Genomic DNA, 23,297 nt, shown 5'->3' on the forward strand with positions numbered 1-23,297 from the left:
CCCGCGTGACACACTGGCGTTGCTAAACGGCCATCATTCACAGAGCCAGTTCACACGGAGAAGCTTTACATGTCACTCAAAAAATGGATCAAGACCCTGACGCTCGCCGTTGCCATCGCGGGCACGGCCACCTCGGCGCAGGCGCAACAGTTCTTCCGCATCGGCACCGGCGGCACCGCCGGCACCTACTACCCCATCGGCGGCATGATCGCCAACGCCATTTCGCAGCCGGGCAAGCTCATCGCCACGGCGGCCGCCTCCAACGGCTCGGTGGCCAACATCAACGGCATCCTGGGCGGTTCTTTCGAGGCCGGCTTCACGCAATCCGACGTGGCCTATTGGGCCTATAGCGGCACCGGCACCTTCGAGGGCAAGCCCAAGGCCCAGGATCTGCGCCTGATCGCCACGCTCTATCCGGAAAGCATCCACCTGGTCACGCGCAAGGGCGCCGGCATCAAGTCGGTGGCGGACCTGCGCGGCAAGCGCGTCTCCATGGACGAGCCCGGCTCGGGCACGCTGGTCGACGTGCGCCTCATCCTGGGCGCCTACGGCATGACCGACAAGGACGTGAAGGCCGAATACCTCAAGCCCAACCAGGCCGGCGACAAGATCAAGGACGGCGGCCTGGACGCCTTCTTCTTCGTGGGCGGCGCGCCGGCCGGCGCCATCGCCGAACTGGCCTCCAGCGGCGCGGGCATCGAGATCGTGCCCCTGGTCGGCCCCGAGATCGACAAGCTGCGCGCCAGCCAGCAGTTCTTCACGCCGGACACCATCGCCGCCAACACCTACCAGGGCGTGGGCGAGGTCAAGACCATCTCGGTCAACGCCCAGATGGTGACTTCGGCCAAGCTGCCCGAGCAGACCGTCTATGACATCGTCAAGGCCATGTACAGCGACGCCACCCAGAAAACCCTGGCCGCCGGCCACACCAAGGGCAAGCTGATCACCAAGGACAACGCCGTCAAGGGCGCCGGCATCCCCTTCCATCCGGGCGCCGAGAAGTACTACAAGGAAGCCGGGCTGCTGAAGTAAGCCGCCCCGCCTGCGATACCCAACAGGCCACGGCATGCCCTGCAGCCGTGGCCCTGTCTTTATCCGGCGGGGTGTTCCCGCCCGCGAGATGCATTGGCCATGGAAATAGACCACGACAAAACCCAGAAGCTGGCCGAGAAATACGATGCGGAAATCCGCTTCCGGCCTCTGGACAAGACCGCCACCTGGATCGTCTCCCTGCTGCTGGTGACGCTATCCATCTTTCACTACTACACAGCCGGCTTCGGCCTGCTGCGTGAAGCCACCCACCGCGGCGTGCACCTGGCCTTCGTGCTGAGCCTGATCTTCCTGGTCTTCGGTTTCAGCAAGGCGCACTACCAGCGCGAGCCCAAGTCCACCTGGTACGCCCCCGGCGGCGTGCCCCTGTACGACTGGATCATCGCCATCGTGCTGGCGCTCAGCGTGCTGTACATCCCCTATATCTTCGAAGACCTGGCCTTCCGCGTGGGCAATCCGCTGCCCATGGACGTGGCCATGGGCACCGTGCTCATCCTCGGCCTGCTGGAAGGCACGCGGCGCGCCATGGGCTGGCCCCTGCCCATCATCGCGCTGGTCTTCCTGGCCTATGCCGCCTTCGGGCCGTGGTTCCCCGGGCTGCTCAAGCATGCGGGCAACAACTGGTCCCAGATCGTCAACCACATGTACCTCACCAGCCAGGGCATCTATGGCGTGGCGGTGGGCGTGGTGGCGACCTATGTCTTTCACTTCGTGCTGTTTGGCGTGCTGGCCACCCGCATCGGCCTGGGCCAGCTCTTCCTGGACATCGCCTCGACCATCGCCGGCCGTTATGCCGGCGGCCCGGCCAAGGTGTCGGTCTTCGGCTCGGCCATGTTCGGCATGCTCTCGGGCTCTTCGGTCGCCAACGCCGTGACCGTGGGCTCGCTCACCATCCCGGCCATGATCCGCATCGGCTATCCGCGCCATTTCGCCGGGGGCGTGGAAGCGGCCTCCAGCACGGGCGGCCAGATCACGCCGCCCATCATGGGCGCGGCCGCCTTCCTGATGATCGAATTCCTCGGCATCCCCTACCAGGACATCGCGATCGCCGGGATCTTCCCCGCCTTCCTGTATTTCTTCGGCATGTTCATGCAGGTGCATTTCGAAGCCAAGCGCGAAGGCCTGCGCGGACTGACGGCCGAAGAAATGCCCAAGCTGCGCGCCTCGTTCAAGATGCGCTGGCCCACCCTCATCCCGCTGGTCCTCTTGATCGGCGTGCTGGCCAGCGGCCGCACACCCTATCTGGCCGCCTTTGCCGGCATCACGGGCTGCATCGTGGTAGGCCTGCTCAATCCTTTCCAGCGCCTGCGCTGGCGCGACCTGTACGAGGCCTTCGAGACCGGCGCCAAGTACGCGCTGGCCGTGGGCGCGGCGGCCGGCACCGTCGGCCTGGTGATCGGCGTGGTCACGCTGACCGGCGTCGGCTTCAAGATCTCCTACATCGTCATCATGGCCTCCCAGGCCATCGCCGGCGGCGTGGGCAGCATCATCCCGGACGCCGTGGCCAATGCGCAAACCCTCACCCTGATCGCCGCCCTGGTGATGACGGGCGTGGTCTGCGTGCTGATGGGTTGCGGTGTGCCGACCACGGCCAATTACCTCATCATGGTCGCCGTCGCCGCTCCCACGCTGGTGCAGTTGGGCGTGCAGCCCATCGCCGCGCACTTCTTCGTGTTCTATTTCGGCATCCTGGCCGACATCACGCCGCCGGTGGCGCTGGCGGCCTACGCGGCGGCCGGCATGGCGGGCAGCGATCCTCTGAAGACCAGCGTCACGGCCTTCAGGCTGGGGATCACCAAGCTCATCGTGCCCTTTGTGTTCGTGTTTTCGCCGTCGCTGCTGATCTCGGTCAAAGGCTTCACCTGGTATGACTTCAGCGTGACGCTGGTGGGCTGCATGATCGGCCTGGTGCTGCTGTCGGCGGCCTTCTCGCGCTACTTCCTGGTGCTCATGAAGAGCTGGGAGCGCTGGCTCTTTACCGTCGGCGCCTTCCTGACCATCCTGCCGGGCGCCTTGAGCGGCCTGATCGGCCTGGCGATCTGCATACCGGCCTTCATCAGCCAGTGGCAGAGCTGGGCGCAGGAACACCGGCCACGCACGGCCTGACCGCCGCAACCGTCTGATTCAAGCCCCCTCGCGGGGCTTTTCTTTTGTCCGCGGCCCGTCCTTATCCGACGCGGCAATCGGAAACCTCCTGGGCACGCCTGGCCTTCGGGATATTTAGTATTGATTCTCATTCCATTCATGGCTCCCGCTTCAGGCTGTTTCCTGCATGTCCCTGCCCAAGCCCCTGGCCCTGGCCGCCTTGCTCCTGCCCGCCGTCTCCTCCCACACCCATGCCGATACCGCGGCACCGCCCACGGTCTTCACCTTGCCCGCCCAGGAGGTCCTGGCCGACAGCGTCGAGCTCAGCCGTTCGGAACTGGAGCAGCCCGACATCGATCGCGCGCAGGCCGACAATTTCGCCAGCTTGGTGGACCGCCTGCCCGGCATTTCCCTGGCCGGCTCGCCCCGCCCCGGCGGACAGAGCCTGAACATCTGGGGCCTGGGCGATACCGAGGACGTCAAGCTGGTGCTCGACGGCGCGCCCAAGGGCTTCGAGAAATACCGCCAGGGCTCGGTATTCATCGAGCCCGAACTGATACGGCGCATCGAAGTGGACAAGGGGCCCCACAACCTGCTGGACGGCACCGCCGGCTTTGGCGGCACGGTCAGGATAGACACCAAGGACGCCAGCGAGCTGCTGGCGCCGGACCGGAATTTCGGCGGCCTGCTCAAGTACGGCCATCACAGCAATGACGGCCAGAACATCTACAGCGGCGCGGTGTTCGCGCGCAGCCCCGCCGGCGCGGTCGACGGCCTGGTCTACTTCAACCGGCGCGATGGCGGCAATCTGCGGCGTCCCGGCGGCAGCCGCTTCCTGTTCTCGGGCAACGACTTGCAGTCCTATCTCGCCAAATCGAACATCCAGCTCAACGACGCCCACCTGCTGACGCTGTCGGCCATGCGCTCGGCCTCGTCCGGCTGGCAGCCTTTCGCGGCCAAACGCGACGACCTGCCCGGCCCCTCCGAGGCCGACATCCGCCGCTATGGCCTGACGGGCGCCTGGCGGCGCCGGCTGGTGCATCGCGATCAAACCGACCAGACCCTCAGCGCCCGCTGGAACTATGCGCCGTCGGCCAGTCCCTGGCTGGACCTGACGCTGTCGTATGCGCAATCCCGGACCGACCAGCACGACCGCCGCCCGGAAAACGCCTCGCGCAGCGCCTTTCTCGGCACATTGGGCAACCGGAGCTGGGTGAGCTACCGCGACCGCGTGCTGGAGCTGCGCAACACGGCCAGGTTCTCGACCGGCCGCGTCGACCACGCGCTGCTACTGGGCACGCGCTGGCACCGGCACGAGCGCGACACGCTCATGTACTACCCGCCTGGCGCCAGGCGAGCCGACTACAACCACGGTTATTTCCAGCCCTATTACATGCCCGCGGGACAGCAGACCGCGCGCAGCCTGGTCCTGCAGAACGCCATGACACTGGGCTCGCTCACCATCACGCCGGGGCTGCGCTACGACCACGTCGTCAACGAGGGCCGGCCCAATGACGCGCCGCGCTACAACAGCCCGCGGCCCTCGGCGGGCCACGATTATCGGCCGGTGACCTATACCGGCTGGACACCGCACCTGGGCACGCTGTGGCGGGCCCGGCCCTGGCTGAGCCTGCTGGCCGATGTGACGCGCGGCTGGCGCGCGCCGGTGATCGATGAACAATATGAGGTCCAGTACGAACGCGCCCAGGCCTCGGGCAGCAGCCGCGGGCTCAAGCCCGAGCGCATGCTGGGATGGCGCGCCGGCGCCATCCTGGATTTTCGCGAGATCGTGGCCGACCGCGACCATCTGCAACTGCGCGCCACCGTGTTCTCCAATCGCGGCAAGGACGAGATTGTCGTGCGCCGGGGCGTGCTGTGCGCGAGCCCGCCCTGCGCGCGGCCGCTGTCGAACTACCGCAATCTGCCGGGCTATCGCATCGAGGGGCTGGAGCTGGAATCCTTCTATGACAGCGCGCGCTGGTTCGGCAAGCTCGCCGTATCGGCCATGCGCGGCTGGCGCGACAGCTCGCCGCGCGATCCCGGCGGCCAACGCAGCTGGATGGCGGAGATCCCGCCGCTTTCGGCGCACGCCATGTTGGGCGTGAAGTTGCCGGCCCAAGGCTTGTCCCTGGGCTGGACCGGCGAATTCGTGCGGCGCCAGGACCGCTCGCCCACGCAAAGCGACCCCATGGCCGTCTACTGGTCCTTGCCGGCCAGCAGCGGCTATGCGTTGCACGGCCTGTTCGCCCATTGGCGCCCGCCGCGCTGGCCCGGCCTGCAGCTGCGCCTGACGGTGGACAATGTGTTCGACCGGCCCTACCGTCCCTATCTGGGCGAATCGGTCTCGGGGCTGGGCCGCAATATCAAACTGAGCCTGTCGCAGCATTTCTGAACCCGCGCCGCGGGGGTACGTCCCCCTGTGGCGTGCCGTGGGCGCAACGCCCCCGATATCCATGGCGTACGCGCGGTTGATCCGAGTGACCGTTCCGCGTAAAGTAAAATCACGTTTGCTGGTCTGCCGATATGCGGGCCGACTGTGCAAACCGGCAACTTACTCGCCATATGTTCGATATCCTGGTTTATCTGTTCGAAAACTATTACACGCCGCAAGCCTGTCCTGCGGCCGATGTGCTGGCAAAGCGGCTTGCCGCCGCCGGCTTCGAGCACGAAGACATCGACGATGCGTTGGGATGGCTCTACGGCCTGGCCGAAACCACGGAACGCTGCGTCGAGCTCGCCCAGACGCCTGCCACGGGTTTCCGCGTCTATACCGACTCGGAATATCAACAGCTCGGCAGCGCCTCGATCGGCTTCATCACCTTTCTCGAATCAGCCGGCGTCCTGCCCGCGCCCCTGCGTGAAATCGTGATCGACCGCGCCCTGGCCTCGCCGGATGCGCCGGTCTCCCTGTCCAAGATCAAGATCATCGCGCTGATGGTCCTCTGGAGCCAGGAAGCCGAGATCGACAACCTGGTGCTCGAAGAACTGCTGGACGACGAAGAAAGCCGCCGGCTGCATTGACGCGGCCGGCCGTCGCGCGGCGCCCCGGAGGGCGCCTGCGTCCTTTACTGCTTCCCGACACGTGAACTATATCGGCCGATTCGCCCCCAGCCCGAGCGGGCCGCTGCATGCCGGCTCGCTGGCCGCGGCCCTGGCCAGTTGGCTGGATGCCCGCGCCCATCGCGGCCGCTGGCTGCTGCGTATCGAAGACGTGGACAAGCCCCGCGCGGTGCCCGGCGCCGATGACGTCATCATGCGCCAGCTGCGCGAGCTGGGCCTGCACTGGGAAGGCGAAGTGCTGTGGCAATCCCGCCGCGACGCGGTCTACCAGGCGGCCTTCGACCGCCTCGCCGGCGCCGGTCTGGTCTATGGCTGCGGCTGCACGCGCCGCGAGATCGCCGATTCGGCGCTGCGCGGGCCGGCCGGCGTCGATGGCGAACGTCCCTATCCGGGCACCTGCCGCCATGGCCTGGCGCCGGGCCGCCAGGCGCGCGCCTGGCGCTTGCGCGTCCCTGCAGGCGTGGAGCGCTTCGAAGACCGCTGGCTGGGCCCGCAATCCCAGGACGTGGCCGGCGCGGTAGGCGACTTTGTGCTCAAGCGGGCCGACGGCCTGTGGGCCTATCAATTGGCGGTCGTGGTCGACGATGGCGAGCAGGGCGTGACCGATGTGGTGCGCGGGGCGGACCTGCTGGGTTCGACGGCGCGCCAGCGGGTGCTGCAAGGCCTGCTGGGCCTGCCCCTGCCGCGGGTCATGCATGTGCCGCTGGTGACCGACCCGGACAGCGGGCTGAAGCTGTCCAAGCAGAACAACGCGCCCGCCCTGGACACCCGTGATCCGCTGGGCTGCCTGTCGCGCGCCTGGCGGGACCTGGGTTTCGCGCCCCTGGCGGCGCGCGACCGGGACGACTTCCTGGCGCGCGCCACCCAGGCCTGGGGCGCGCGCTTTGCCTGAGCCTAGAGCGGCTTGAGGTCCTCGCCCAGCATGCGCACCAGCAGCCCGGTGCCGCTGCCGTCCAGCCTGACCTCGCCGTAGCGCGCGCGCTCGTAGCGGGCGGCCTCGCCCTCGGGAAAGAAATAGGCATTGGTCACGATGCGCACCCCATCCGGGCGCACGCGGTAGCGCAACACCAGCTCAGGCGCGGCATGCGGATCCACCTTGGCCTGGATGCGCAGGGGCTGGGCCACGCCGCGCGCGTCGGGCGACAGGATCAGATAACCGTCGGTGGCGGTCTGCTCATCGGCCTGGCGCAGCTTGGCGACCGCCGTGCCCGCCGTAAAGCGCAAGGCCATGTAATCGCCCTGCATGAGTGAACGCGGATCCACCGGCGCCAGCTCCAGGATGGCTACCTGACCATGGGCCAGCAGTTGCTCGCGCTGGTAGATGGTGACGTTGCACACCCCCAGCACCAGCACCAGGCCGGCCAGCACCACGGCCACCCGGCGGCGCACGGCCGGCGAGGGCGGCGGCGCGGCGGGCCGCCGGCCATCATCGGTGCGCATCAGCCGGGGCACCAGCCAGACCAGCACGCGCAGCAGGAAGAGCAGCACGGCCGCGCCCACCAGCCAGGCCGCCTTCTGCAGCAGGGGCACTTCGAGCTGGTAGTAGTACAGCATCAGATAGGCCAGCAGGCTGAGCACGCCGAAGCCGGTCAGCCGCGGCTTGTTCAGGCCGAAGCCCAGCAGCAGCCAGGCCAGCGCGAAGGCGATGCCGGGGCTGGGCAGCCAGAACAGGGCAAGCACCAGCAGGGCCAGCGGCGTGATGACGACCAGCGAACGGGTCAGCACCTGGCGGCGGGGCCACAGCAGCCAGAACGCCACCGCGGCCGGCAGCAGGGCGCCGGCGAGGTTCAGGAGCGCGGTGAGGCGGTGCAGCTTCCAGAGCGCGGGCAATTGGTCCACACCGACGCCGCCGGCCATCCAGACCATGCCCTGCACGGCCACCACGAAAGCCCAGGCCAGGGGTTCGAGAAAATGGGGCTGCGCGCGCGCCAGGCGCCGGTCGGCGCAGAAGGCCAGCGTGGCCAGCCAGGCGCCCAGCACGGCGACGGGCAGCCACAGGAAGGTGGCGCGCAGCACGTCCAGCGCCAGCCACATTTCCAGCATGTCGTTGCGGGCCAGGTCGGGCTGCAAGGCCTGCCACACCAGGCCCGTCATGCCGACGGCGATCAAGCCGCCGCTCAGAAAGCGCAGCAGCACATCGGGGGCAAGGGCATAGACGGCGGCCGCCAGCAGCACGATGAAGAGGCTGGCGCTGGCGATCGAATCATTGCCCACGAAGCTGAAGAGCACCAGCAGCTGCCCGGCGAACGCCATGGCGATGGCGCATTGCCGCCAGAACGGCCCGGCCGCGGCGCGCACCACGGCCACGCCGGCCGCGCACAGGACGAGGCCGAAGACCACCGCGCCCTGGTCGCTGGTCACCATGCCCGAGAAGAACAGGAAAACAAGCAGGAGGACCGTGGCCAGCCAGGCGCTCAGGCCCAGCAGCCCCTGCACATACCAGGGCGCCGTGGCGGTATTGCGCGCCCCGGTGTCCTCGGCCAGCTCGATGACCGGCGCGGCGTCATCGGCCGGATCCACGCTCAGGCCGGCCGAGATGCCGGCGGGTTCGGCGTCGGCCGCCAGCGTGGCCGCGCGCGCGCCTTCGGCCGGCTGGCCCCGCTCGCCCAGCCGGCGCAGCCAGCGGGCGGCCCAGACCGCCTCGGCCATGAGCAAGGCGGCCAGGGGCAGGGCGGCCCAGACGCCGGGTGCCAGCTGCATGAGCCACTCGCCCACCACGCGCAGCGACACGCAGATCACCCCGGCGGCCAGCATGGCCAGGATGACCAGGTCACGGCGGCCGCGTTGGTAGAAATACCCCAGCCCCAGCGTGACCGCGATCCAGGCCAGGCCGGTGACATTGCCCTGGCGGCCAAGGACAAAATCGCCGAACAGCAGCGGCAGGATCAAGGCGGCCAGGGCCAGGAAGGCCAGGACCCGCGGGCCGACCCGCGTGCGGATATGCCGCAGCCGGACCATCATTTCCCAGACGCCGAGCATGACGAGGTTGGCCAGGGCCATGACCAGGGCGGCGAAAGCGGGGTCGGAGACCTCGTTCCACCATGCAAGTAAGTGCTCACCTATCCATAGGCCCAAGGCGGCGTTGACCACGAGGCACCAAAGCAGCCAGAGGACCTGAGTGGCCGCCGCCAGAGCCCAAGGCAGCAGCAACACCGCCCACCAAGCGAAGAGTTCCCAGGTATCGGCGCCGGTCTGGTAGGTTTGGCCCAGCAGGGCCAGCAAGGCGCCCAGCAAGAGACCGGACAGGGTCAGGACCGCGCCGGCGGCCTGTTGCCGCAGGCGTTCTGTCCCCCTCAGGCGCAAGGCCAGCCAGACGCTGGCCAGCACCGAGACAGCCAACAAGCCCTGGGCCAGGGTGAAACGGCGGCTTATCCCCATGCCGGGCCAGTTGGCCGCGACCCAGCAGATCACGCCGCTGCCCAGGAGCAAAACCGCCAGCCAGAGCGTCGTCCGCCCGAGAAATTGCCGCCATGCGTGCAGTTCAGATCCCGCCTGCCGAGTAGTGCCGACTTGCATGCCGCGAATCTCCCCTCTTATCATCCGCGCTAATTAAGGCGGGACTGCCGCCACTGGATACACATGAACAAAACGCTGATCATTGCCGAGAAACCCTCGGTAGCCCTGGATATATCACGCGCTCTGGGAGGCTTTGCGCGCGAGGGCGACTATTTTGAAAGCGAACGTTACGTACTGGCTTCCAGTATCGGACATTTGCTCAGTCTGGTGGCGCCCAATGATCCGGTCAAGGGCAAATGGAGCTTCACCCATCTGCCGGTGATTCCGCCTGCTTTCGAGTTGGGCCCGACCGACAAAAAATCCGCCGAGCGTCTCAAGCTGCTGGTGCGCCTGGCCAAGCGCAAGGATGTCGACGCCATCATCAACGCCTGTGACGCCGGCCGCGAGGGCGAACTCATCTTCCGCTACATCATCCAGTATGCGGGGGTCAAAAAGCCCATCCGCCGCCTGTGGCTGCAATCCATGACCCAGGCGGCCATCCGCGAGGCCTTCGAGAATCTGCGCGACGACGTCCAGCTCAAGCCGCTCGAGGCGGCCGCCCGCTCCCGGGCCGAAGCCGACTGGCTGGTGGGCATCAATGGCACCCGCGCCATGACGGCCTTCAACAGCAAGGACGGCGGCTTCTTCAAGACGCCCGTGGGCCGCGTGCAGACGCCCACGCTGGCCATCGTGGCCGAACGCGAAAACCGCATCCGCAGCTTCGTCTCGCGCGATTACTGGGAGGTGCACGCCACCTTCGTGGCCGCCGCCGGCCTGTACGAGGGCCGCTGGATCGATCCGGATTTCAAGAAGGACGAGCGCGATCCCGAGAAGCGCGAATCCCGCTTGTGGTCGCAAGCGGCCGCGCAAAGCGTGGTGGCCGCCTGCCGCGGCCAGGCGGGCGAAGTCACCGAGGAGTCCAAGCCCTCGACCCAGATGTCGCCAGCCCTCTATGACCTGACCTCGCTGCAGCGCGAGGCCAACGGCCGCTTCGGCTTCTCGGCCAAGACCACGCTGGCCCTGGCCCAGACGCTGTACGAACGCCACAAGGCGCTGACCTACCCGCGTACCGATTCGCGCTATCTGCCCGAGGACTACATCAACACGGTGCGCCAGACCATGCGCGCGCTGGCCGAAGGCAGCTCCCATGCCGTGGGCGGGCTGGCCCGCCATGCCGGCACCGTGGTGAGCAATGACTGGGTCAAGCCCAACCGCCGCATCTTCGACAACAAGAAGGTCTCGGATCACTTCGCCATCATTCCCACGCTGCAGATCCCGCATGACCTGAGCGAGGCCGAGGGCAAGATCTACGACCTGGTGCTCAAGCGCTTCCTGGCCGTGTTCTTCCCGGCGGCCGAATACCGCGTCACCACCCGCCTGACCCAGGTCCAGGGGCATCGCTTCAAGACCGAGGGCAAGGTGCTGGTGTCGCCGGGCTGGCTGGCCGTCTACGGCAAGGAGGCCCAGGGCGAGGACGCCAACCTGGTGCCGGTGGCCGATGGCGAGACCGTGCGCACCGAGGACGTGCGCGCCGAAGCCCTGGCCACCAAGCCGCCGGCCCGCTACAACGAAGCCACGTTGCTGTCGGCCATGGAAGGCGCCGGCAAGCTGGTCGACGACGAAGAACTGCGCGAAGCCATGTCCGAGCGCGGCCTGGGCACGCCGGCCACGCGGGCGGCCATCATCGAAGGCCTGCTCAATGAAGGCTATCTGCGCCGCGAAGGCCGCGACCTGGTGCCCACCGCCAAGGCGCGCCAGCTCATGACCCTGCTCGCCGGCCTGGACGTCACCGAGCTGACCTCGCCCGAGCTGACCGGGGAGTGGGAACACAAGCTCAAGCAGATCGAGCAGGGCGGCCTGAACCGCGAGGCCTTCATGCGCGAGATCGCGCAGATGACGCAGATCATCGTCAAGCGCGCCAAGGAGTATGAGCGCGATACCGTGCCGGGCGATTACGCCACCCTGCAAACGCCTTGCCCGAAGTGCGGCGGCGTGGTCAAGGAGAACTATCGCCGCTATGCCTGCACGCAATGCGATTTCTCGATCAGCAAGCACCCCGGCGGGCGCACCTTCGAGCTGCCCGAAGTGGAAGAGCTGCTGGCCAAGCGCGAGATCGGCCCCCTGCAAGGCTTCATCAGCAAGATGGGCCGTCCCTTCGCCGCCATCCTGCGCATCAGCGACGAGTACAAGCTGGAATTCGACTTCGGCCAGAGCGATGAGGACGACGACGAACCGGTGGACTTCAGCGGCCATACGCCGGTGGGCAACTGCCCCAAGTGCGGCTCCCGCGTGTTCGAGCACGGCATGAGCTATGTCTGCGAGAAAGCGGTCGGGCCGCAAAAGAGCTGCGACTTCCGTTCGGGCAAGGTGATCCTGCAGCAGGAGATCTCGCGCGAGCAGATGAGCAAGCTGCTCTCCGAAGGCCGCAGCGACCTGCTCGACGGCTTCGTCTCCAGCCGCACCAACCGCAAGTTCAAGGCCTTCCTCGTGCGCCAGCCCGACGGCAAGGTCGGCTTTGAATTCGAGCCGCGCGGCGACAAGCCGGGACGCGGCGCGGCCAAGACGGCCAGCAAGACGCCGGCCAAGACCGCCGCCAAGAAGGCCCCGGCCAAGACCGCCGTGAAAAAAGCCGCCGCCAAGAAGACCGCCACCAAGACCGCCACCAAGACCGCGGCCAAGACCGCGGTCAAGAAGGCGGCCGGCTGAGCGGTCCAGGCGCCATCCCGACATGCCCGGCTCGCCGGGCATGTTTTTTTTCCGCCGGACGGCGACTGAGGTATCGTTGGCGACACCGCCACGCCACCACGACATCACAGAGGATGACATGACTTCTCGCTCCCGCGGCCTGACGCGCCGCCAGTTGCTGGCCAGCGCGGCCGCGACCTCGCTGCTGGGGCTGCCGGCCCTGGCGCAGAACCGCCTGGGCAAGGCCGTCTACGGCCAGGGCAGCATCGACCCCTTTTTCGCCGCCGGCTATGTCGCCCTGAAGAAAGGCTATTTCGGGGCGAATGGGCTGGAGGTGGAATACCTCAACTCCCAAAGCGGCCCGCGCACCAACCAGCTGCTGGCCGCCGGACAGATCCTGTTCGGCGCCACGGCGGCCACCGCCGCGCCGGCGCTGACCCTGGCCGGCAAGCCCGCCACGCTGGTGTTCGGCTTTGACCGCAAGCTGACCTATGCCAACGTGATCGTGCGCAAGGAAGACTACGACAGCGGCAAGGTGCGCGAACTGAAGGACCTGGCCGGCAAGCGCATGGGCGCCACCCAGCCCCAGTCCAGCACCTGGCTGATGGCCGTCTACCTGATGCAGAAGGCCGGCGTGGGCGACAAGGTCGACATCCGCCCGCTGGGCGACCTGGCCACCATGCTGGGGGCGCTGAAGACGGGCTCGGTATCGGCCAGCATGGCGACCATGTCGATGATGGAACAGGCCAAGGCCGAGGGCTGGGGCGTGCCGATCTTCGATGCGACCACCGATGCCTCCTGGCAGGCCTTCATGGGCGGCGATGTGCCCGGCATTGCCGCGCTGACGCTGCGCGACACCGTCGAGCGCCGCCCCGAAGTGGTGCAGGGCTTTGTCGACGCGCTGGTCAAGGCGCAGGATTTCATCAGCGCGCACAGCGCGGCCGAAGTCACCGACACCATCTACGCCGACTACATCAGCGCCTTTCCGCGCGAGGCCATCGAGAAAACCCTCGGCGTCTACCAGAACAGCGTCTTCCTGAAGGACAACCTCATCACCGAAGACGCCTACGCCCGCCTGACCGCCATCATGGGCGACGGCCGGCAGTTCTCCAACGAAGAGCTGGCGCGCGCGCCCTATTCGGCCTGCGTGGACATGCGCTTCGTGCGCAAGGCCAGAGGCCTCTGATGATCGCGCTGGAGCACGTCGGCAAGGTCTACCATGGCCGGCAAGGCAGCACGCACGCGGTGGGCGATGTCAGCCTGACGATAGGCGAGGGCGAGTTCCTGTCCATCGTGGGGCCCTCGGGCTGCGGCAAGAGCACGCTGCTGAACATGATCGCGGGCTTTCTGCCGCCGTCGGCCGGCCAGATCCGCGTCGACGGCCAACCCGTGCACGGCCAAGTGCCGCCGCGGCTGGGCTATATCTTCCAGAAGGACACTTTGCTGCCCTGGTACACCGTGAGCAAGAATGTGGCGCTGGGCCTGCGCTTCATGGGCGTGCCCACGGCGCGGATCGCGCCGCGCGTGCAGCAACTGCTGGCGCTGGGCCACCTGGAAGGCTTTGCCCATGCCTATCCCCACCAGCTCTCCGGCGGCATGCGCCGCCGCGTGGCGCTCTTGATGAGCCTGGCGGTCGAGCCGCGCATCCTGCTGCTGGACGAACCCTTCGGCGCGCTGGACACGCACACCAAGACCCATCTGCACCGCGAACTGGGCGAGATCTGGCGCAACCTGGGCCAGACCATCGTCATGGTCACCCACGACCTGGACGAGGCCATCACGCTGTCGGATCGCGTCGTGGTGCTGTCCGGCCCGCCCAGCCGGGTGCTGCTGGACGAGCGCATCACCATCCCCCATCCGCGCGATGTCTTCACCTTGCGCGAGACCGCCCAGTTCACCGCCCATGTGCAAAGCCTGTGGGCCGTGCTGGGCCAGCAATTCCGCGCCGCCGCCTGACCCGCTTGACGATGAATCCCGCTACTCTCTCTCCCGACACCGCGCGGCATCTGCGTGAAGAACGCCGCCAGGCCGTCTCGCGCCGCCTGCGCATCACCGCCTGGCAGGTCCTGGTGCTGGCGCTCATCCTGGGCGCCTGGGAAGGGCTGACCCGCATTCCGTGGTTCGTGCAGAACACGCTGTTCGATCCCTTTTTCATCAGCCAGCCCTCGCGCGTGGCGCTGCGGCTGTGGCAATGGCTGCAGCCCGGTCCGCAATCCGTCTGGCCCCATCTCTGGCTGACCCTGCAGGCCACGCTGGTCGGCCTGGTGGTGGGCGTGGGCAGCGGCTTTGCCGTCGGCCTGGCGCTGGCGCGCAGCCGCCTCCTGGCCGATATCTTCAATCCCTTCATCGTGGCCTTCAACTCCATGCCGCGCATCGCCTTCGTGCCGCTGATCACCATGTTCTTCGGCCTGGGGCTGGCCTCCAAGGTGGTGACGTCGTGGTTCGTGGTGTTCTTCCTGGTGTTCTTCAATACCTACAAGGGCGGGCGCAGCGTCGAGCGCGAACTGGTGGACTTTTGCCGAACCCTGGGCGGCTCGCCGCGCCAGATCCTGTGGCGGGTGCAGATCCCCACGGCGGCGGCCTGGACATTCGCGGCCCTGCCCAACGCCATCAGCTTCGCCCTGATCGGCGTGGTGCTGGCCGAGTTCGTCGGCTCGACCACCGGCATGGGCTATCTGATGATCACGGCCCTGGCCACCCTGAACGCCACCGATATGTTCGCCGCGGTGACGCTGCTGTCGGTGGTGGGGATTGTTCTGGTCTATTGCGTCACCTGGTTAGAGCGTAGACTGCTGCATTGGGCTCCTGAATTCCGCGAATGATGTCCGCGCCAACGCTTCCTCCCTCGCAGTCCTATTTGCAGCAGTTCTCGCTGACCGGCCAGGTGGCCTTGATCACCGGCTCGGCCCGGGGCCTGGGCTGGGAAATCGCCCGCGCCATGGCCGCCAGCGGCGCGCATGCGCTTATCAACGGCCGCAACGCCGCCGCCGCCGAGGCCGCCGCGCAGCGCCTGCGCGAAGCCGGCCTGGCCGCCTCGGCGCTGCCCTTCGATGTCGCCGACGAGCAGGACATGCGGGCGGCCTTCGCCGAGATCGATGCACGCTGCGGCCGGCTGGACATCCTGGTCAACAACGTCGGCGCGCGCAACCGCAAGACGTTGCGCGAGCTGGACCTGGCCGAAATCCGCGAACTCATCGACACCGACCTGGTGGCCGGCATCATGCTGGCCAAGCTGGCCGCCGAGCGCATGCTGCGCCAGGGCAGCGGCCGATTGATCGCGATCACATCGGTGGTCGGCGAACTGGCCCGCGCCGGCGACGCGGTCTATCCGGCCGCCAAACAGGGACTGACCGGCATGATGCGCGCCCTGGCCGCCGAGTTCGGTCCGGCCGGCATCACCAGCAATGCGATCGCGCCGGGCACCTTCGCCACTGAAACCAATGCCGCCATGGTGGCCGACCCGGCGGTCGGGCCCAGGCTGGCGGCACGCAACCCCATGGGCCGCTGGGGACAGCCCCATGAAATCGCCGGCGCGGCCGTATTCCTTGCCTCGCCAGCGGCCGCGTTCGTCAATGGCCAGGTGCTGGCCGTCGACGGAGGCCTCTCCGTCCAGTTCTGAACCCGTCCGCCGGCCGGCGGCGACGATGTTTTTGTTTTGCTGTGGCTTTTTCTCATTATTCTTTCTTCAAGGGTGGTCAGGCATGAAGCAGCATTTCATCGATAACCGGTTTGTTCCTGGCTCGACCAGCGACACCATCGACGTCATCGATCCGTCCACCGGCGCGGTCTACGAAAAAATCGCGCGCGGCAATGCGGCCGATATCGACCGCGCGGTGCAATCTTCGCGGCGCGCCTATGAGGGCGCCTGGGGCAGCCTGTCGGCGGCCGAGCGCGGCCGGCTCCTGCTGGCCCTGTCGCTCAAGATTCTCGAACACCACGACGAACTCACCCAGATCGAATCGCGCGACTGCGGCAAGCCGATCAAGCAGGCCCGCGCCGATGTCACGGCCATCGCGCGCTACTTCGAGTTCTACGGCGGCGCGGCCGACAAGCTGATGGGCGAGACCATCCCCTACCAGAATGGCTACACCGTGCTCACGCTGCGCGAGCCGCACGGCGTGACCGGCCACATCGTGCCCTGGAACTACCCGCTGCAGATCTTCGGCCGCAGCGTGGGCGGCGCGCTGGCCGCGGGCAATGCCTGCGTGGTCAAGCCGGCCGAGGACGCCTGCCTGTCGCTGTTGCGCGTGGCCGAGCTGGCCGCCGAAGTCGGCCTGCCGCCGGGCGCGCTGAACATCATCACCGGTTATGGCCACGAAGCCGGCGACGCGCTGGCGCGCCACCCCGGCATCGACCACATCTCCTTCACCGGCTCGCCGCGCGTGGGCGTACTGGTGACCCAGACGGCGGCCGAGAACCACGTGCCGGCCACGCTGGAACTGGGCGGCAAGTCGCCGCAGATCGTCTTCGACGACGCCGACCTGGACGCCCTCATCCCGGTGGCGGTCAACGCCATCGTGCAAAACGCCGGCCAGACCTGCTCGGCCGGCAGCCGCATCCTGATCCAGCGCGGCATCTACGACAAGGTCATGCAGCGCCTGTCGGCGGCTTTTTCGGCCCTGCGCGCCGGTCCGGCCGGCCTGGACCTGGATTGCGGCCCCCTGATCCGCAAGAGCCAGCTCGACCGGGTGCAGAGCTTCCTGCGCCAGGCCGAGGCCGACGGCATCGCCACCGCCGCGCGCGGCACCGTGGTCGATGGCGCCGACGGGTATTTCCAGGCGCCCACGCTGCTGGCCAACGTGCCGGTGGACCACCTGCTGGCCCAGGAGGAAATCTTCGGCCCGGTGCTGGTCGCCATCCCCTTCGACGACGAGGCCGACGCGGTGCGCATCGCCAACGCCACCCAATACGGGCTGGCCGCCAGCATCTGGACACGCGATGGCGCGCGCCAGCTGCGCCTGGCGCACAAGATCCGCAGCGGCCAGGTCTTCATCAACAACTATGGCGCCGGCGGCGGGGTGGAACTGCCCTTCGGCGGCGTGAAGGCCAGCGGCCATGGCCGCGAGAAGGGTTTCGAAGCGCTCTACGGCTTTACCGTGCTCAAGACCATCGCCATCAAGCACGACTGATACACCACAAGGAGACAACATGCGTCTGAAGGGAAAAACGGCCATCGTGACCGGTGCCGGCTCGGGTTTCGGCGAGGGCATCGCCACGACGTTCGCGCGCGAGGGCGCCAATGTCGTGGTGGCCGATATCAATGAGGCCGGCGGCAAGCGCGTGGCCGACAGCATCAACGGCGCCGGCGGCCGCGCGGTCTTCGTGCGCGCCGACGTCTCGCGCAGCGACGACATCGCCGCGCTGCTGGCCGCCACGCTCAAGGCGTTCGGCGGCCTGACCACGGTGGTCAACAATGCCGGCACCACGCACCGCAACCGCCCCATGCTGGAGGTGGAGGAAGATGAGTTCGACCGCATCTATGCGATCAACGTCAAGAGCATCTACCTGACGGCCAAGCACATGGTGCCGCACTTCCGCGCCAACGGCGGCGGCGCCTTCATCAACATCGCCTCGACCGCCGCCATCCGGCCGCGTCCCGGGCTGACCTGGTACAACGGCAGCAAGGGCGCCGTGGTCACGACCAGCAAGTCCATGGCCGCGGAACTGGGCCCGGACAACATCCGCGTGAACTGCGTCAATCCGGTCATCGGCGCCACCGGTCTGCTGGCGGATTTCATGGGCGTGCCGGACACGCCGGAAAATCGCCAGCGCTTCCTGGGCACCATCCCGCTGGGCCGCTTCTCGACCCCGCAGGACATCGCCAACGCCTGCCTCTACCTGGCCTCCGACGAAGCCGCCTTCATCACGGGCACCTGCCTGGAAGTCGACGGCGGCCGCTGCGTGTAACGCCGCGGCCGGGCGCGCTGCCGCCGCGTCATTCCTCGAACCACTTGCCGGCGGCCAGCATCATGCGATGGTGGCCTTCGCCGGCGGGCATCATGGGAAAGCAGTTTTCCTGGGCCGCCACCGTCACGTCGAGGAAGAACGGGCCGTCATGCGCCAGGCATTGCGCCAGCGCCGCGTCCAGCTCATCGGGATGTTCGACCCGTGCCGCCCCCCAGCCGAAGGCGCGCGCCAGCGCCACGAAGTCCGGCAGCGATGCGTTATAGCTGTGGCTGTAGCGGCCGCCGTGGATCAATTCCTGCCACTGCCGCACCATGCCCATATATCCGTTGTTGCACAGCACGACCTTGACCGGCGTGCGGTGCTGCATGGCTGTGGACAACTCCTGGATGTTCATGAGCACCGAGGCGTCGCCGCTGACGCACACCACGGTCTTGTCCGGATGCGCGACCTGCGCGCCGATGGCCGCCGGCAGCCCATAACCCATGGTGCCGGCCCCGCCCGAGGTCAGCCAGCGCCCGGGCCGGTCGAAACGCAGGTATTGCGCGGCCCACATCTGATGCTGGCCCACATCGGTCGACACGATGGCGTCCTGCCCGCTCAAGGCGGCGTCAAGGCGCGCCATGAGCTGCTGGGGCAGGATGGCGTCGGGCTGCGGCTGCCAGGCCAGGCAATCGCGCGCGCGCCACCCCTCGATGCGGGCCCACCAGCCGGCCAGGCGCGCCGCGGGCAGGGACTGGCCGGCCAGTTCGGCGCTCAGGGCCTGCAGCATGGGCAGGCAGTCGCCCACCAGGGCCGCGTCCACGCGCACCACTTTGTTGATCGAGGCCGGATCGATATCCACGTGGATCTTGCGCGCATGCGGACAGAATTCCGACAGCTTGCCGGTGATGCGGTCGTCAAAGCGCGCGCCGATGCATACCACCAGGTCGGCGTGGTGCATGGCCAGGTTGGCCTCCAGCGTGCCATGCATGCCCAGCATGCCGACGAATTGCGGATCGGAGGCCGGGAAGGCGCCCAGGCCCATGAGCGTGAGCGTGCAGGGCGCGCCGGTCTGGCGCACCAGGTCGGCAAAGGCCTGGCAGGCCTGGCTGCCTGAATTGATCAGGCCGCCGCCGCCGTAGAAGATCGGCCGGCGCGCCTGGGCGATCATGGCCGCCGCGCGGCGCAGGGCCCCGGCGGGCAGGCGCAGGGCGGTCTTGCCCGCCTGGCGGCGCGCCCGCGAGGCCGCCACCTGGGCCGCGCTGGGCTCGATGTGATCGGCACAGGGGCGCGCCAGCTGCACATCCTTGGGCAAATCGACCAGCACCGGGCCCGGGCGGCCCTGGCGCGTGAGCGTGAAAGCGCGGGCCACCACGTCGGCCACGTCCTCGCAGCGGCGGATCTGGGTGTTCCACTTGGTGACCGGACGCGAGATCCCGATGGCGTCGCACTCCTGGAAGGCATCCGTGCCGATGGCGCTGGTGGCGACCTGGCCGCTGATGCACAGCACCGGGATGGAATCGCACATGGCGTCGAGCAGGCCGGAGGTCGTGTTCGCCATGCCCGGCCCGGACGTGACGAAGACCACCCCGGTGCGGCCCGTGCTGCGGGCATAGCCCTCGGCGGCATGCACGGCGGCCTGTTCGTGGCGCACCAGCACATGGCGCAGGCGCGGCTCGGCGTGCAGCGCGTCATACAGCGGCAGCACGGCCCCCCCCGGATAGCCGAACACCGTATCCACCCCCAGGTCGATCAGGGTCTGCAACAGGATCTGCGCGCCATTGGCGGCCGCGGGAACGGGGAGGGGGTCGACAGCATCGGAGGTGTCGAGGGCGGCGAGCGCCTGGGCGTGGAGACGGTCATTCATGCTGAACATCTTATGGGACTTTCGGCAGAATTTTTATCTTCTTTTCCACACTGGACCGCAATTAGCAGTAAATTTATCTTTTCAATTGCGGATTCAAAGAAAATGAATCTGGACAAATTCGACTTGGCCATACTCAAGGTCTTGCAGGACAATGCCCGCGCCAGCCTGGCCGACATCGGCCAGGCGGTGGGCCTGTCATCGACCCCGTGCTGGAACCGCATCAAGCGCATGGAAAACGCCGGCGTGATCCGCGGCTACACCGTCGACCTGGACCCGGCCAAGCTGGGCTTCATGGACACGGTCATCGTGCACGTGACGCTGGAGAGCCATAGCGAAGAAACGCTGTACGAGTTCGGGCGCGCGCTGGCCGAGATCCCCGAGGTGCTGGAGGCCTTCCTGGTCTCGGGCGATTACGACTACTACATCCGGATCGCGGTGCGCGACACCCGCGACTACGAGCGCCTGCTGCGCGAGCGCCTCTACCGCATTCCGGGGATACGCCACAGCAAATCCGGCTTCGTGCTGCGCAGCCTCAAGGAGGCGCGCCTGCCGCTCGTGCCGCCGCCTCAGTCCAGCTGATAGCGCCGGGGCCTCCACGGCGGGGGCAGGTCGGTCTGGCCCAGGCCTTCGAGCAGGTCGATGGCCACCTGGCGCGCCATCGCGTTCAGGGGCAGGTCGTTGTCGTCCAGGCCGAAAGGGTCCTCCAGCTCATCGCCCAGCGCGTCCAGGCCGAAGAAGGTGTAGGCGATGATGGCCACGGCCAGCGGCATGAGGGCGCCCAGCGTGCCGACCAGGCCGAAAGGCAAGAGCAGGCAGAAGATCCAGGCCGTGCGGTGCAGCAGCAGGGAATAGGCGAAGGGCGTGGGCGTGAAGCGGATGCGCTCGCAGGCGGCCTGCACGGCGCCGCAGGCCCCCAGGCGCTGCACCAGGCCCTGGTAGACCACTTCGCCGAAACGGCCGGCCTGCGCGGCCTCGCGATAGGTCTGGTTGAGCAGGCCAAGCAGCACATCGGGCGGATTGACACGGCCCTCCAGGGCCTGGGCATCGCGCGCATCCAGCCAGGGCGCGGCCGCCGCCCGCTCATCCTGCTCGCGCAGGCGCGCGGCCAGCGCATGGGGAAAGGCGATGAGGCGCCGCACCTGGCGCTGCACCTCGGCATCCTGCGCCGGCGCGCCCCAGACGGCCCGCGTCTCGCGCGAGAGCGCGCGCAGTTGGACGATGAGTTCGCCCCATTGCTTGCGCGCCTCCCACCAGCGGTCATAGCAGACGTTGTTGCGAAAACCCAGGAAGACCGACAGGGCCAGGCCGAACAGCGAGAACGGCACCGCGCTCAGGTGTCCGGGCGTGAAGTCGCCGGCCGCATGGACCGCCGCGACGGCGCAGGCCACCACGATCATGAAGAGCAGCTTGCCCGCGATGCGCGGCAGGATGGAGCCACGCAGGATGAAGAGCAAGGCCAGGGCGGAAGGACGCGGGCGGACGATCATGATGCGGCGGACCGGGAAAGATAGCGGGCCCACTATACGCCTGTCCGGAAGCGGCCGATATAATGGCGCGCGCCCGGCCGCACTTCCGCGGCTTCCTGCATAAAGCCCCTCTCCATGACCACCGAGACCGTAAAACCCTGGTATGCCGTGCGCCGCTCCAAGCTGCATGGCAACGGCGTGTTCGCCGCGCGCAAGATCCCGGCGGGCACGCGCATCATCGAGTACGGCGGCGAGCGCATCAGCGCGGCCGAGGCCGACCGGCGCCATCCCACCAATCCGGACGACCCCTTCCACACCTTTTTCTTCGCGCTGAGTTCGGGCAAGGTCATCGACGGCGGCGACCAAGGCAATGACGCCCGCTGGATCAACCACTCCTGCACGCCCAATTGCGAAGCCCAGGAAGGCCGCCATGGCAAGCGCGTATACATCGTCGCGCTGCGCGATATCGCGCGCGGCGAAGAACTGGCCTATGACTATGGCCTGGTGCTCGACGGCAAGATCACCAAGACCCTGAAGGAAGGCTACCGCTGCCTGTGCGGCACGGAAAACTGCCGCGGCACCATGCTGGCACTGCCCAAGAAGAAAAAGGCCGGCAAAAAAACGGCCAAGGCGGCCTGAGCCGGCGGCTCAGGACAGATCCATCCAGCTGAGCTGCGAGGTCCGCGGCGGCGTGCGCGACGGCGCGGGCCGCGCGCGGGCGCGGACCGGGCGGGCCACGCCCGCCATCTCGGCCAGGAAGTCGCGCAGGCTGCGGGGCTCGCGCCCCAGCACGGCGCGCAGCGTGATGGCGTTGCCCTGCAACCCCTGGCGGTCGAAATAGTCGAACACGCGGCGCATCTGCGCCTGTTGCTGCGGGTCATAGCGCAGGCGGGCCTGCTCGGCCCAGCTGCCGACATCCTGCACGCCGGCGCGCACGTTGCGCCCCAGGAACTGGCTCATCATCGCCGCGACATCATGGCGGTTGTGCATGCCCTCGGCGCAGAGTTCGAGCGAGGCATGCGCCAGCCGGTCGCCGCTGAGCGCGATGGCCGCCACTTCGGCCACATCGCGATAATCGACCCGCGCCAGCCGCGCCGAACTGTCGTAGGGCTCGGCCAGCAGCCCCGATCGCTGCACCGCCGGCCAGATATCGAGCAGGTTCTGCATGAAGTGCGCCGGACGCAGCACGGTGTATTGCAGCCCGGATTCATACAAGGCGTTTTCCACATCCCGCTTGGCCTGGGGATCGTCCAGCGGCCGGATGGCCGAGGAAAAGACAAAGCGCCGCACATCGGCCGCTCGTGCCGCGCCCACCATGTTCAGGCCCAGTGTCTTCTGGTCGGGAACGAGCGCCGGCCCGAGGTAGTACACGCCCGTGGCGCCGCGCGCCGCGGCCAGCAAGCTGGCCGGATCGCGCAGATCGCCCAGCACGGCCTCGTCGGCGCCGGCGGCCAGGGCGGCCTGGGCCTTGGCCGAATGGCGCGCCAGCACCCGCACGCGCAGCTGGCGGGACTTCAGCGCCGGAACGACCAGACTGCCAAACCGACCCGTTGCACCCACAACCAAAACGGTTTCATTTTCCATCGGCATGACTTTCCTTGATGCATTACCACCCATGGAAGATAGACACTCCAACGCGCCGGGGCAATGGCCGGAAATGGAATTCATTGTCCGGCTGACATGAACAATGCCTGCCCGCCGTT

Annotated in this window: 18 protein-coding genes; 14 read left to right on the forward strand and 4 right to left on the reverse strand. The window is 67.8% G+C overall.

Translation table 11 applies throughout. The annotated features are described in order from the left end of the window. The first annotated feature begins 69 nt into the window (after positions 1 to 69). The 5 genes from AXA74_RS11920 (at position 70) to gluQRS (ending at position 7,087) form a co-directional block, all read left to right on the forward strand. Positions 70 to 1,032: a TAXI family TRAP transporter solute-binding subunit gene (locus AXA74_RS11920; RefSeq protein WP_029577827.1), complete on the forward strand. Its 963-nt coding sequence runs from the start codon at positions 70 to 72 to the stop codon at positions 1,030 to 1,032. A 99-nt stretch (positions 1,033 to 1,131) separates the two neighbouring features. Then, complete coding sequence (locus AXA74_RS11925; protein ID WP_029577828.1) at positions 1,132 to 3,156, forward strand: TRAP transporter permease; 2,025 nt, start codon at positions 1,132 to 1,134, stop codon at positions 3,154 to 3,156. Positions 3,157 to 3,322: 166 nt separating this feature from the next. Next, entirely contained in the window at positions 3,323 to 5,527 is a 2,205-nt protein-coding gene (locus AXA74_RS11930; protein ID WP_032978937.1) for a TonB-dependent hemoglobin/transferrin/lactoferrin family receptor, read from the forward strand. 170 nt (positions 5,528 to 5,697) lie between these two features. Further along, complete coding sequence (locus AXA74_RS11935; protein ID WP_029577830.1) at positions 5,698 to 6,156, forward strand: DUF494 family protein; 459 nt, start codon at positions 5,698 to 5,700, stop codon at positions 6,154 to 6,156. Between the two features lie 61 nt (positions 6,157 to 6,217). Then, the gene (gene gluQRS, locus AXA74_RS11940) at positions 6,218 to 7,087 is read left to right on the forward strand and encodes a tRNA glutamyl-Q(34) synthetase GluQRS (RefSeq protein WP_029577831.1); all 870 of its coding nucleotides are present in this window, start codon (positions 6,218 to 6,220) and stop codon (positions 7,085 to 7,087) included. A gap of 2 nt (positions 7,088 to 7,089) precedes the next feature. Here gluQRS and AXA74_RS11945 read toward each other — a convergent pair whose 3' ends face one another. Continuing rightward, the gene (locus AXA74_RS11945) at positions 7,090 to 9,711 is read right to left on the reverse strand and encodes a GDYXXLXY domain-containing protein (protein ID WP_029577832.1); all 2,622 of its coding nucleotides are present in this window, start codon (positions 9,709 to 9,711) and stop codon (positions 7,090 to 7,092) included. Positions 9,712 to 9,774: 63 nt separating this feature from the next. Between AXA74_RS11945 and AXA74_RS11950 the strand changes: the two genes are divergently transcribed. The 7 genes from AXA74_RS11950 to AXA74_RS11980 all read left to right on the forward strand — a co-directional run bounded on the left by AXA74_RS11950 (position 9,775) and on the right by AXA74_RS11980 (position 18,282). After that, positions 9,775 to 12,396 carry a DNA topoisomerase III gene (locus AXA74_RS11950; RefSeq protein ID WP_032978941.1) on the forward strand — a complete coding sequence of 874 codons (2,622 nt, stop codon included), beginning with the start codon at positions 9,775 to 9,777 and terminating at the stop codon, positions 12,394 to 12,396. A gap of 118 nt (positions 12,397 to 12,514) precedes the next feature. Further along, positions 12,515 to 13,561: an ABC transporter substrate-binding protein gene (locus AXA74_RS11955; protein ID WP_032978944.1), complete on the forward strand. Its 1,047-nt coding sequence runs from the start codon at positions 12,515 to 12,517 to the stop codon at positions 13,559 to 13,561. Next, complete coding sequence (locus tag AXA74_RS11960) at positions 13,561 to 14,331, forward strand: ABC transporter ATP-binding protein (RefSeq protein ID WP_029577835.1); 771 nt, start codon at positions 13,561 to 13,563, stop codon at positions 14,329 to 14,331. Before AXA74_RS11955 ends, AXA74_RS11960 begins: the two co-directional genes overlap by 1 nt. A gap of 11 nt (positions 14,332 to 14,342) precedes the next feature. Further along, positions 14,343 to 15,197 (forward strand): ABC transporter permease, encoded by an 855-nt coding sequence (locus AXA74_RS11965; protein WP_029577836.1) that lies wholly within the window; start codon positions 14,343 to 14,345, stop codon positions 15,195 to 15,197. Continuing rightward, positions 15,194 to 15,994 carry an SDR family oxidoreductase gene (locus AXA74_RS11970; protein ID WP_032972390.1) on the forward strand — a complete coding sequence of 267 codons (801 nt, stop codon included), beginning with the start codon at positions 15,194 to 15,196 and terminating at the stop codon, positions 15,992 to 15,994. Before AXA74_RS11965 ends, AXA74_RS11970 begins: the two co-directional genes overlap by 4 nt. Before the next feature lie 82 nt (positions 15,995 to 16,076). Next, positions 16,077 to 17,504, forward strand: a complete 1,428-nt coding sequence (locus AXA74_RS11975) for an aldehyde dehydrogenase family protein (RefSeq protein ID WP_032978947.1) — start codon at positions 16,077 to 16,079, stop codon at positions 17,502 to 17,504. Positions 17,505 to 17,523: 19 nt separating this feature from the next. Continuing rightward, positions 17,524 to 18,282 (forward strand): SDR family oxidoreductase, encoded by a 759-nt coding sequence (locus AXA74_RS11980; RefSeq protein ID WP_029577839.1) that lies wholly within the window; start codon positions 17,524 to 17,526, stop codon positions 18,280 to 18,282. Positions 18,283 to 18,310: 28 nt separating this feature from the next. Here AXA74_RS11980 and ilvB read toward each other — a convergent pair whose 3' ends face one another. Beyond that, a complete protein-coding gene (ilvB, locus tag AXA74_RS11985) occupies positions 18,311 to 20,137 on the reverse strand; it encodes a biosynthetic-type acetolactate synthase large subunit (RefSeq protein ID WP_029577840.1) in 1,827 nt (608 codons plus the stop codon). Between the two features lie 93 nt (positions 20,138 to 20,230). Between ilvB and AXA74_RS11990 the strand changes: the two genes are divergently transcribed. Continuing rightward, on the forward strand, positions 20,231 to 20,707 hold the full coding sequence (locus tag AXA74_RS11990) for an Lrp/AsnC family transcriptional regulator (RefSeq protein WP_029577841.1): 477 nt from the start codon (positions 20,231 to 20,233) through the stop codon (positions 20,705 to 20,707). On the opposite strand, the gene AXA74_RS11995 is transcribed toward AXA74_RS11990, so the two are convergent. Next, a complete protein-coding gene (locus AXA74_RS11995; protein ID WP_032978972.1) occupies positions 20,695 to 21,615 on the reverse strand; it encodes a bestrophin family protein in 921 nt (306 codons plus the stop codon). The two genes, AXA74_RS11990 and AXA74_RS11995, sit on opposite strands and share 13 nt — an antisense overlap. Before the next feature lie 114 nt (positions 21,616 to 21,729). On the opposite strand from AXA74_RS11995, the gene AXA74_RS12000 reads away from it, so the two are divergent. Further along, positions 21,730 to 22,233 (forward strand): SET domain-containing protein, encoded by a 504-nt coding sequence (locus AXA74_RS12000; RefSeq protein ID WP_029577843.1) that lies wholly within the window; start codon positions 21,730 to 21,732, stop codon positions 22,231 to 22,233. 9 nt (positions 22,234 to 22,242) lie between these two features. Here AXA74_RS12000 and AXA74_RS12005 read toward each other — a convergent pair whose 3' ends face one another. Beyond that, positions 22,243 to 23,211 carry an SDR family oxidoreductase gene (locus AXA74_RS12005; RefSeq protein ID WP_442319776.1) on the reverse strand — a complete coding sequence of 323 codons (969 nt, stop codon included), beginning with the start codon at positions 23,209 to 23,211 and terminating at the stop codon, positions 22,243 to 22,245. Between the last annotated feature and the right edge of the window lie 86 nt (positions 23,212 to 23,297).

The organism is Bordetella hinzii LMG 13501 (assembly GCF_001548475.1).
Taxonomy (GTDB): Bacteria; Pseudomonadota; Gammaproteobacteria; order Burkholderiales; family Burkholderiaceae_B; genus Bordetella; species Bordetella hinzii.

Bases quoted from the DNA above. Each gene is read 5' to 3' on its own strand.
- AXA74_RS12005 (WP_442319776.1), bottom strand. From the start codon at position 23,211: ATGGGTGGTAATGCATCAAGGAAAGTCATGCCGATGGAAAATGAAACC.
- AXA74_RS11945 (WP_029577832.1), bottom strand. From the start codon at position 9,711: ATGCAAGTCGGCACTACTCGGCAGGCGGGATCTGAACTGCACGCATGG.
- AXA74_RS11935 (WP_029577830.1), top strand. From the start codon at position 5,698: ATGTTCGATATCCTGGTTTATCTGTTCGAAAACTATTACACGCCGCAA.
- ilvB (WP_029577840.1), bottom strand. From the start codon at position 20,137: ATGTTCAGCATGAATGACCGTCTCCACGCCCAGGCGCTCGCCGCCCTC.
- AXA74_RS11995 (WP_032978972.1), bottom strand. From the start codon at position 21,615: ATGATCGTCCGCCCGCGTCCTTCCGCCCTGGCCTTGCTCTTCATCCTG.
- AXA74_RS11990 (WP_029577841.1), top strand. From the start codon at position 20,231: ATGAATCTGGACAAATTCGACTTGGCCATACTCAAGGTCTTGCAGGAC.
- AXA74_RS11955 (WP_032978944.1), top strand. From the start codon at position 12,515: ATGACTTCTCGCTCCCGCGGCCTGACGCGCCGCCAGTTGCTGGCCAGC.
- AXA74_RS11930 (WP_032978937.1), top strand. From the start codon at position 3,323: ATGTCCCTGCCCAAGCCCCTGGCCCTGGCCGCCTTGCTCCTGCCCGCC.
- AXA74_RS11975 (WP_032978947.1), top strand. From the start codon at position 16,077: ATGAAGCAGCATTTCATCGATAACCGGTTTGTTCCTGGCTCGACCAGC.
- AXA74_RS11965 (WP_029577836.1), top strand. From the start codon at position 14,343: ATGAATCCCGCTACTCTCTCTCCCGACACCGCGCGGCATCTGCGTGAA.
- AXA74_RS11925 (WP_029577828.1), top strand. From the start codon at position 1,132: ATGGAAATAGACCACGACAAAACCCAGAAGCTGGCCGAGAAATACGAT.
- AXA74_RS11960 (WP_029577835.1), top strand. From the start codon at position 13,561: ATGATCGCGCTGGAGCACGTCGGCAAGGTCTACCATGGCCGGCAAGGC.
- AXA74_RS12000 (WP_029577843.1), top strand. From the start codon at position 21,730: ATGACCACCGAGACCGTAAAACCCTGGTATGCCGTGCGCCGCTCCAAG.
- AXA74_RS11970 (WP_032972390.1), top strand. From the start codon at position 15,194: ATGATGTCCGCGCCAACGCTTCCTCCCTCGCAGTCCTATTTGCAGCAG.
- AXA74_RS11980 (WP_029577839.1), top strand. From the start codon at position 17,524: ATGCGTCTGAAGGGAAAAACGGCCATCGTGACCGGTGCCGGCTCGGGT.
- AXA74_RS11950 (WP_032978941.1), top strand. From the start codon at position 9,775: ATGAACAAAACGCTGATCATTGCCGAGAAACCCTCGGTAGCCCTGGAT.
- AXA74_RS11920 (WP_029577827.1), top strand. From the start codon at position 70: ATGTCACTCAAAAAATGGATCAAGACCCTGACGCTCGCCGTTGCCATC.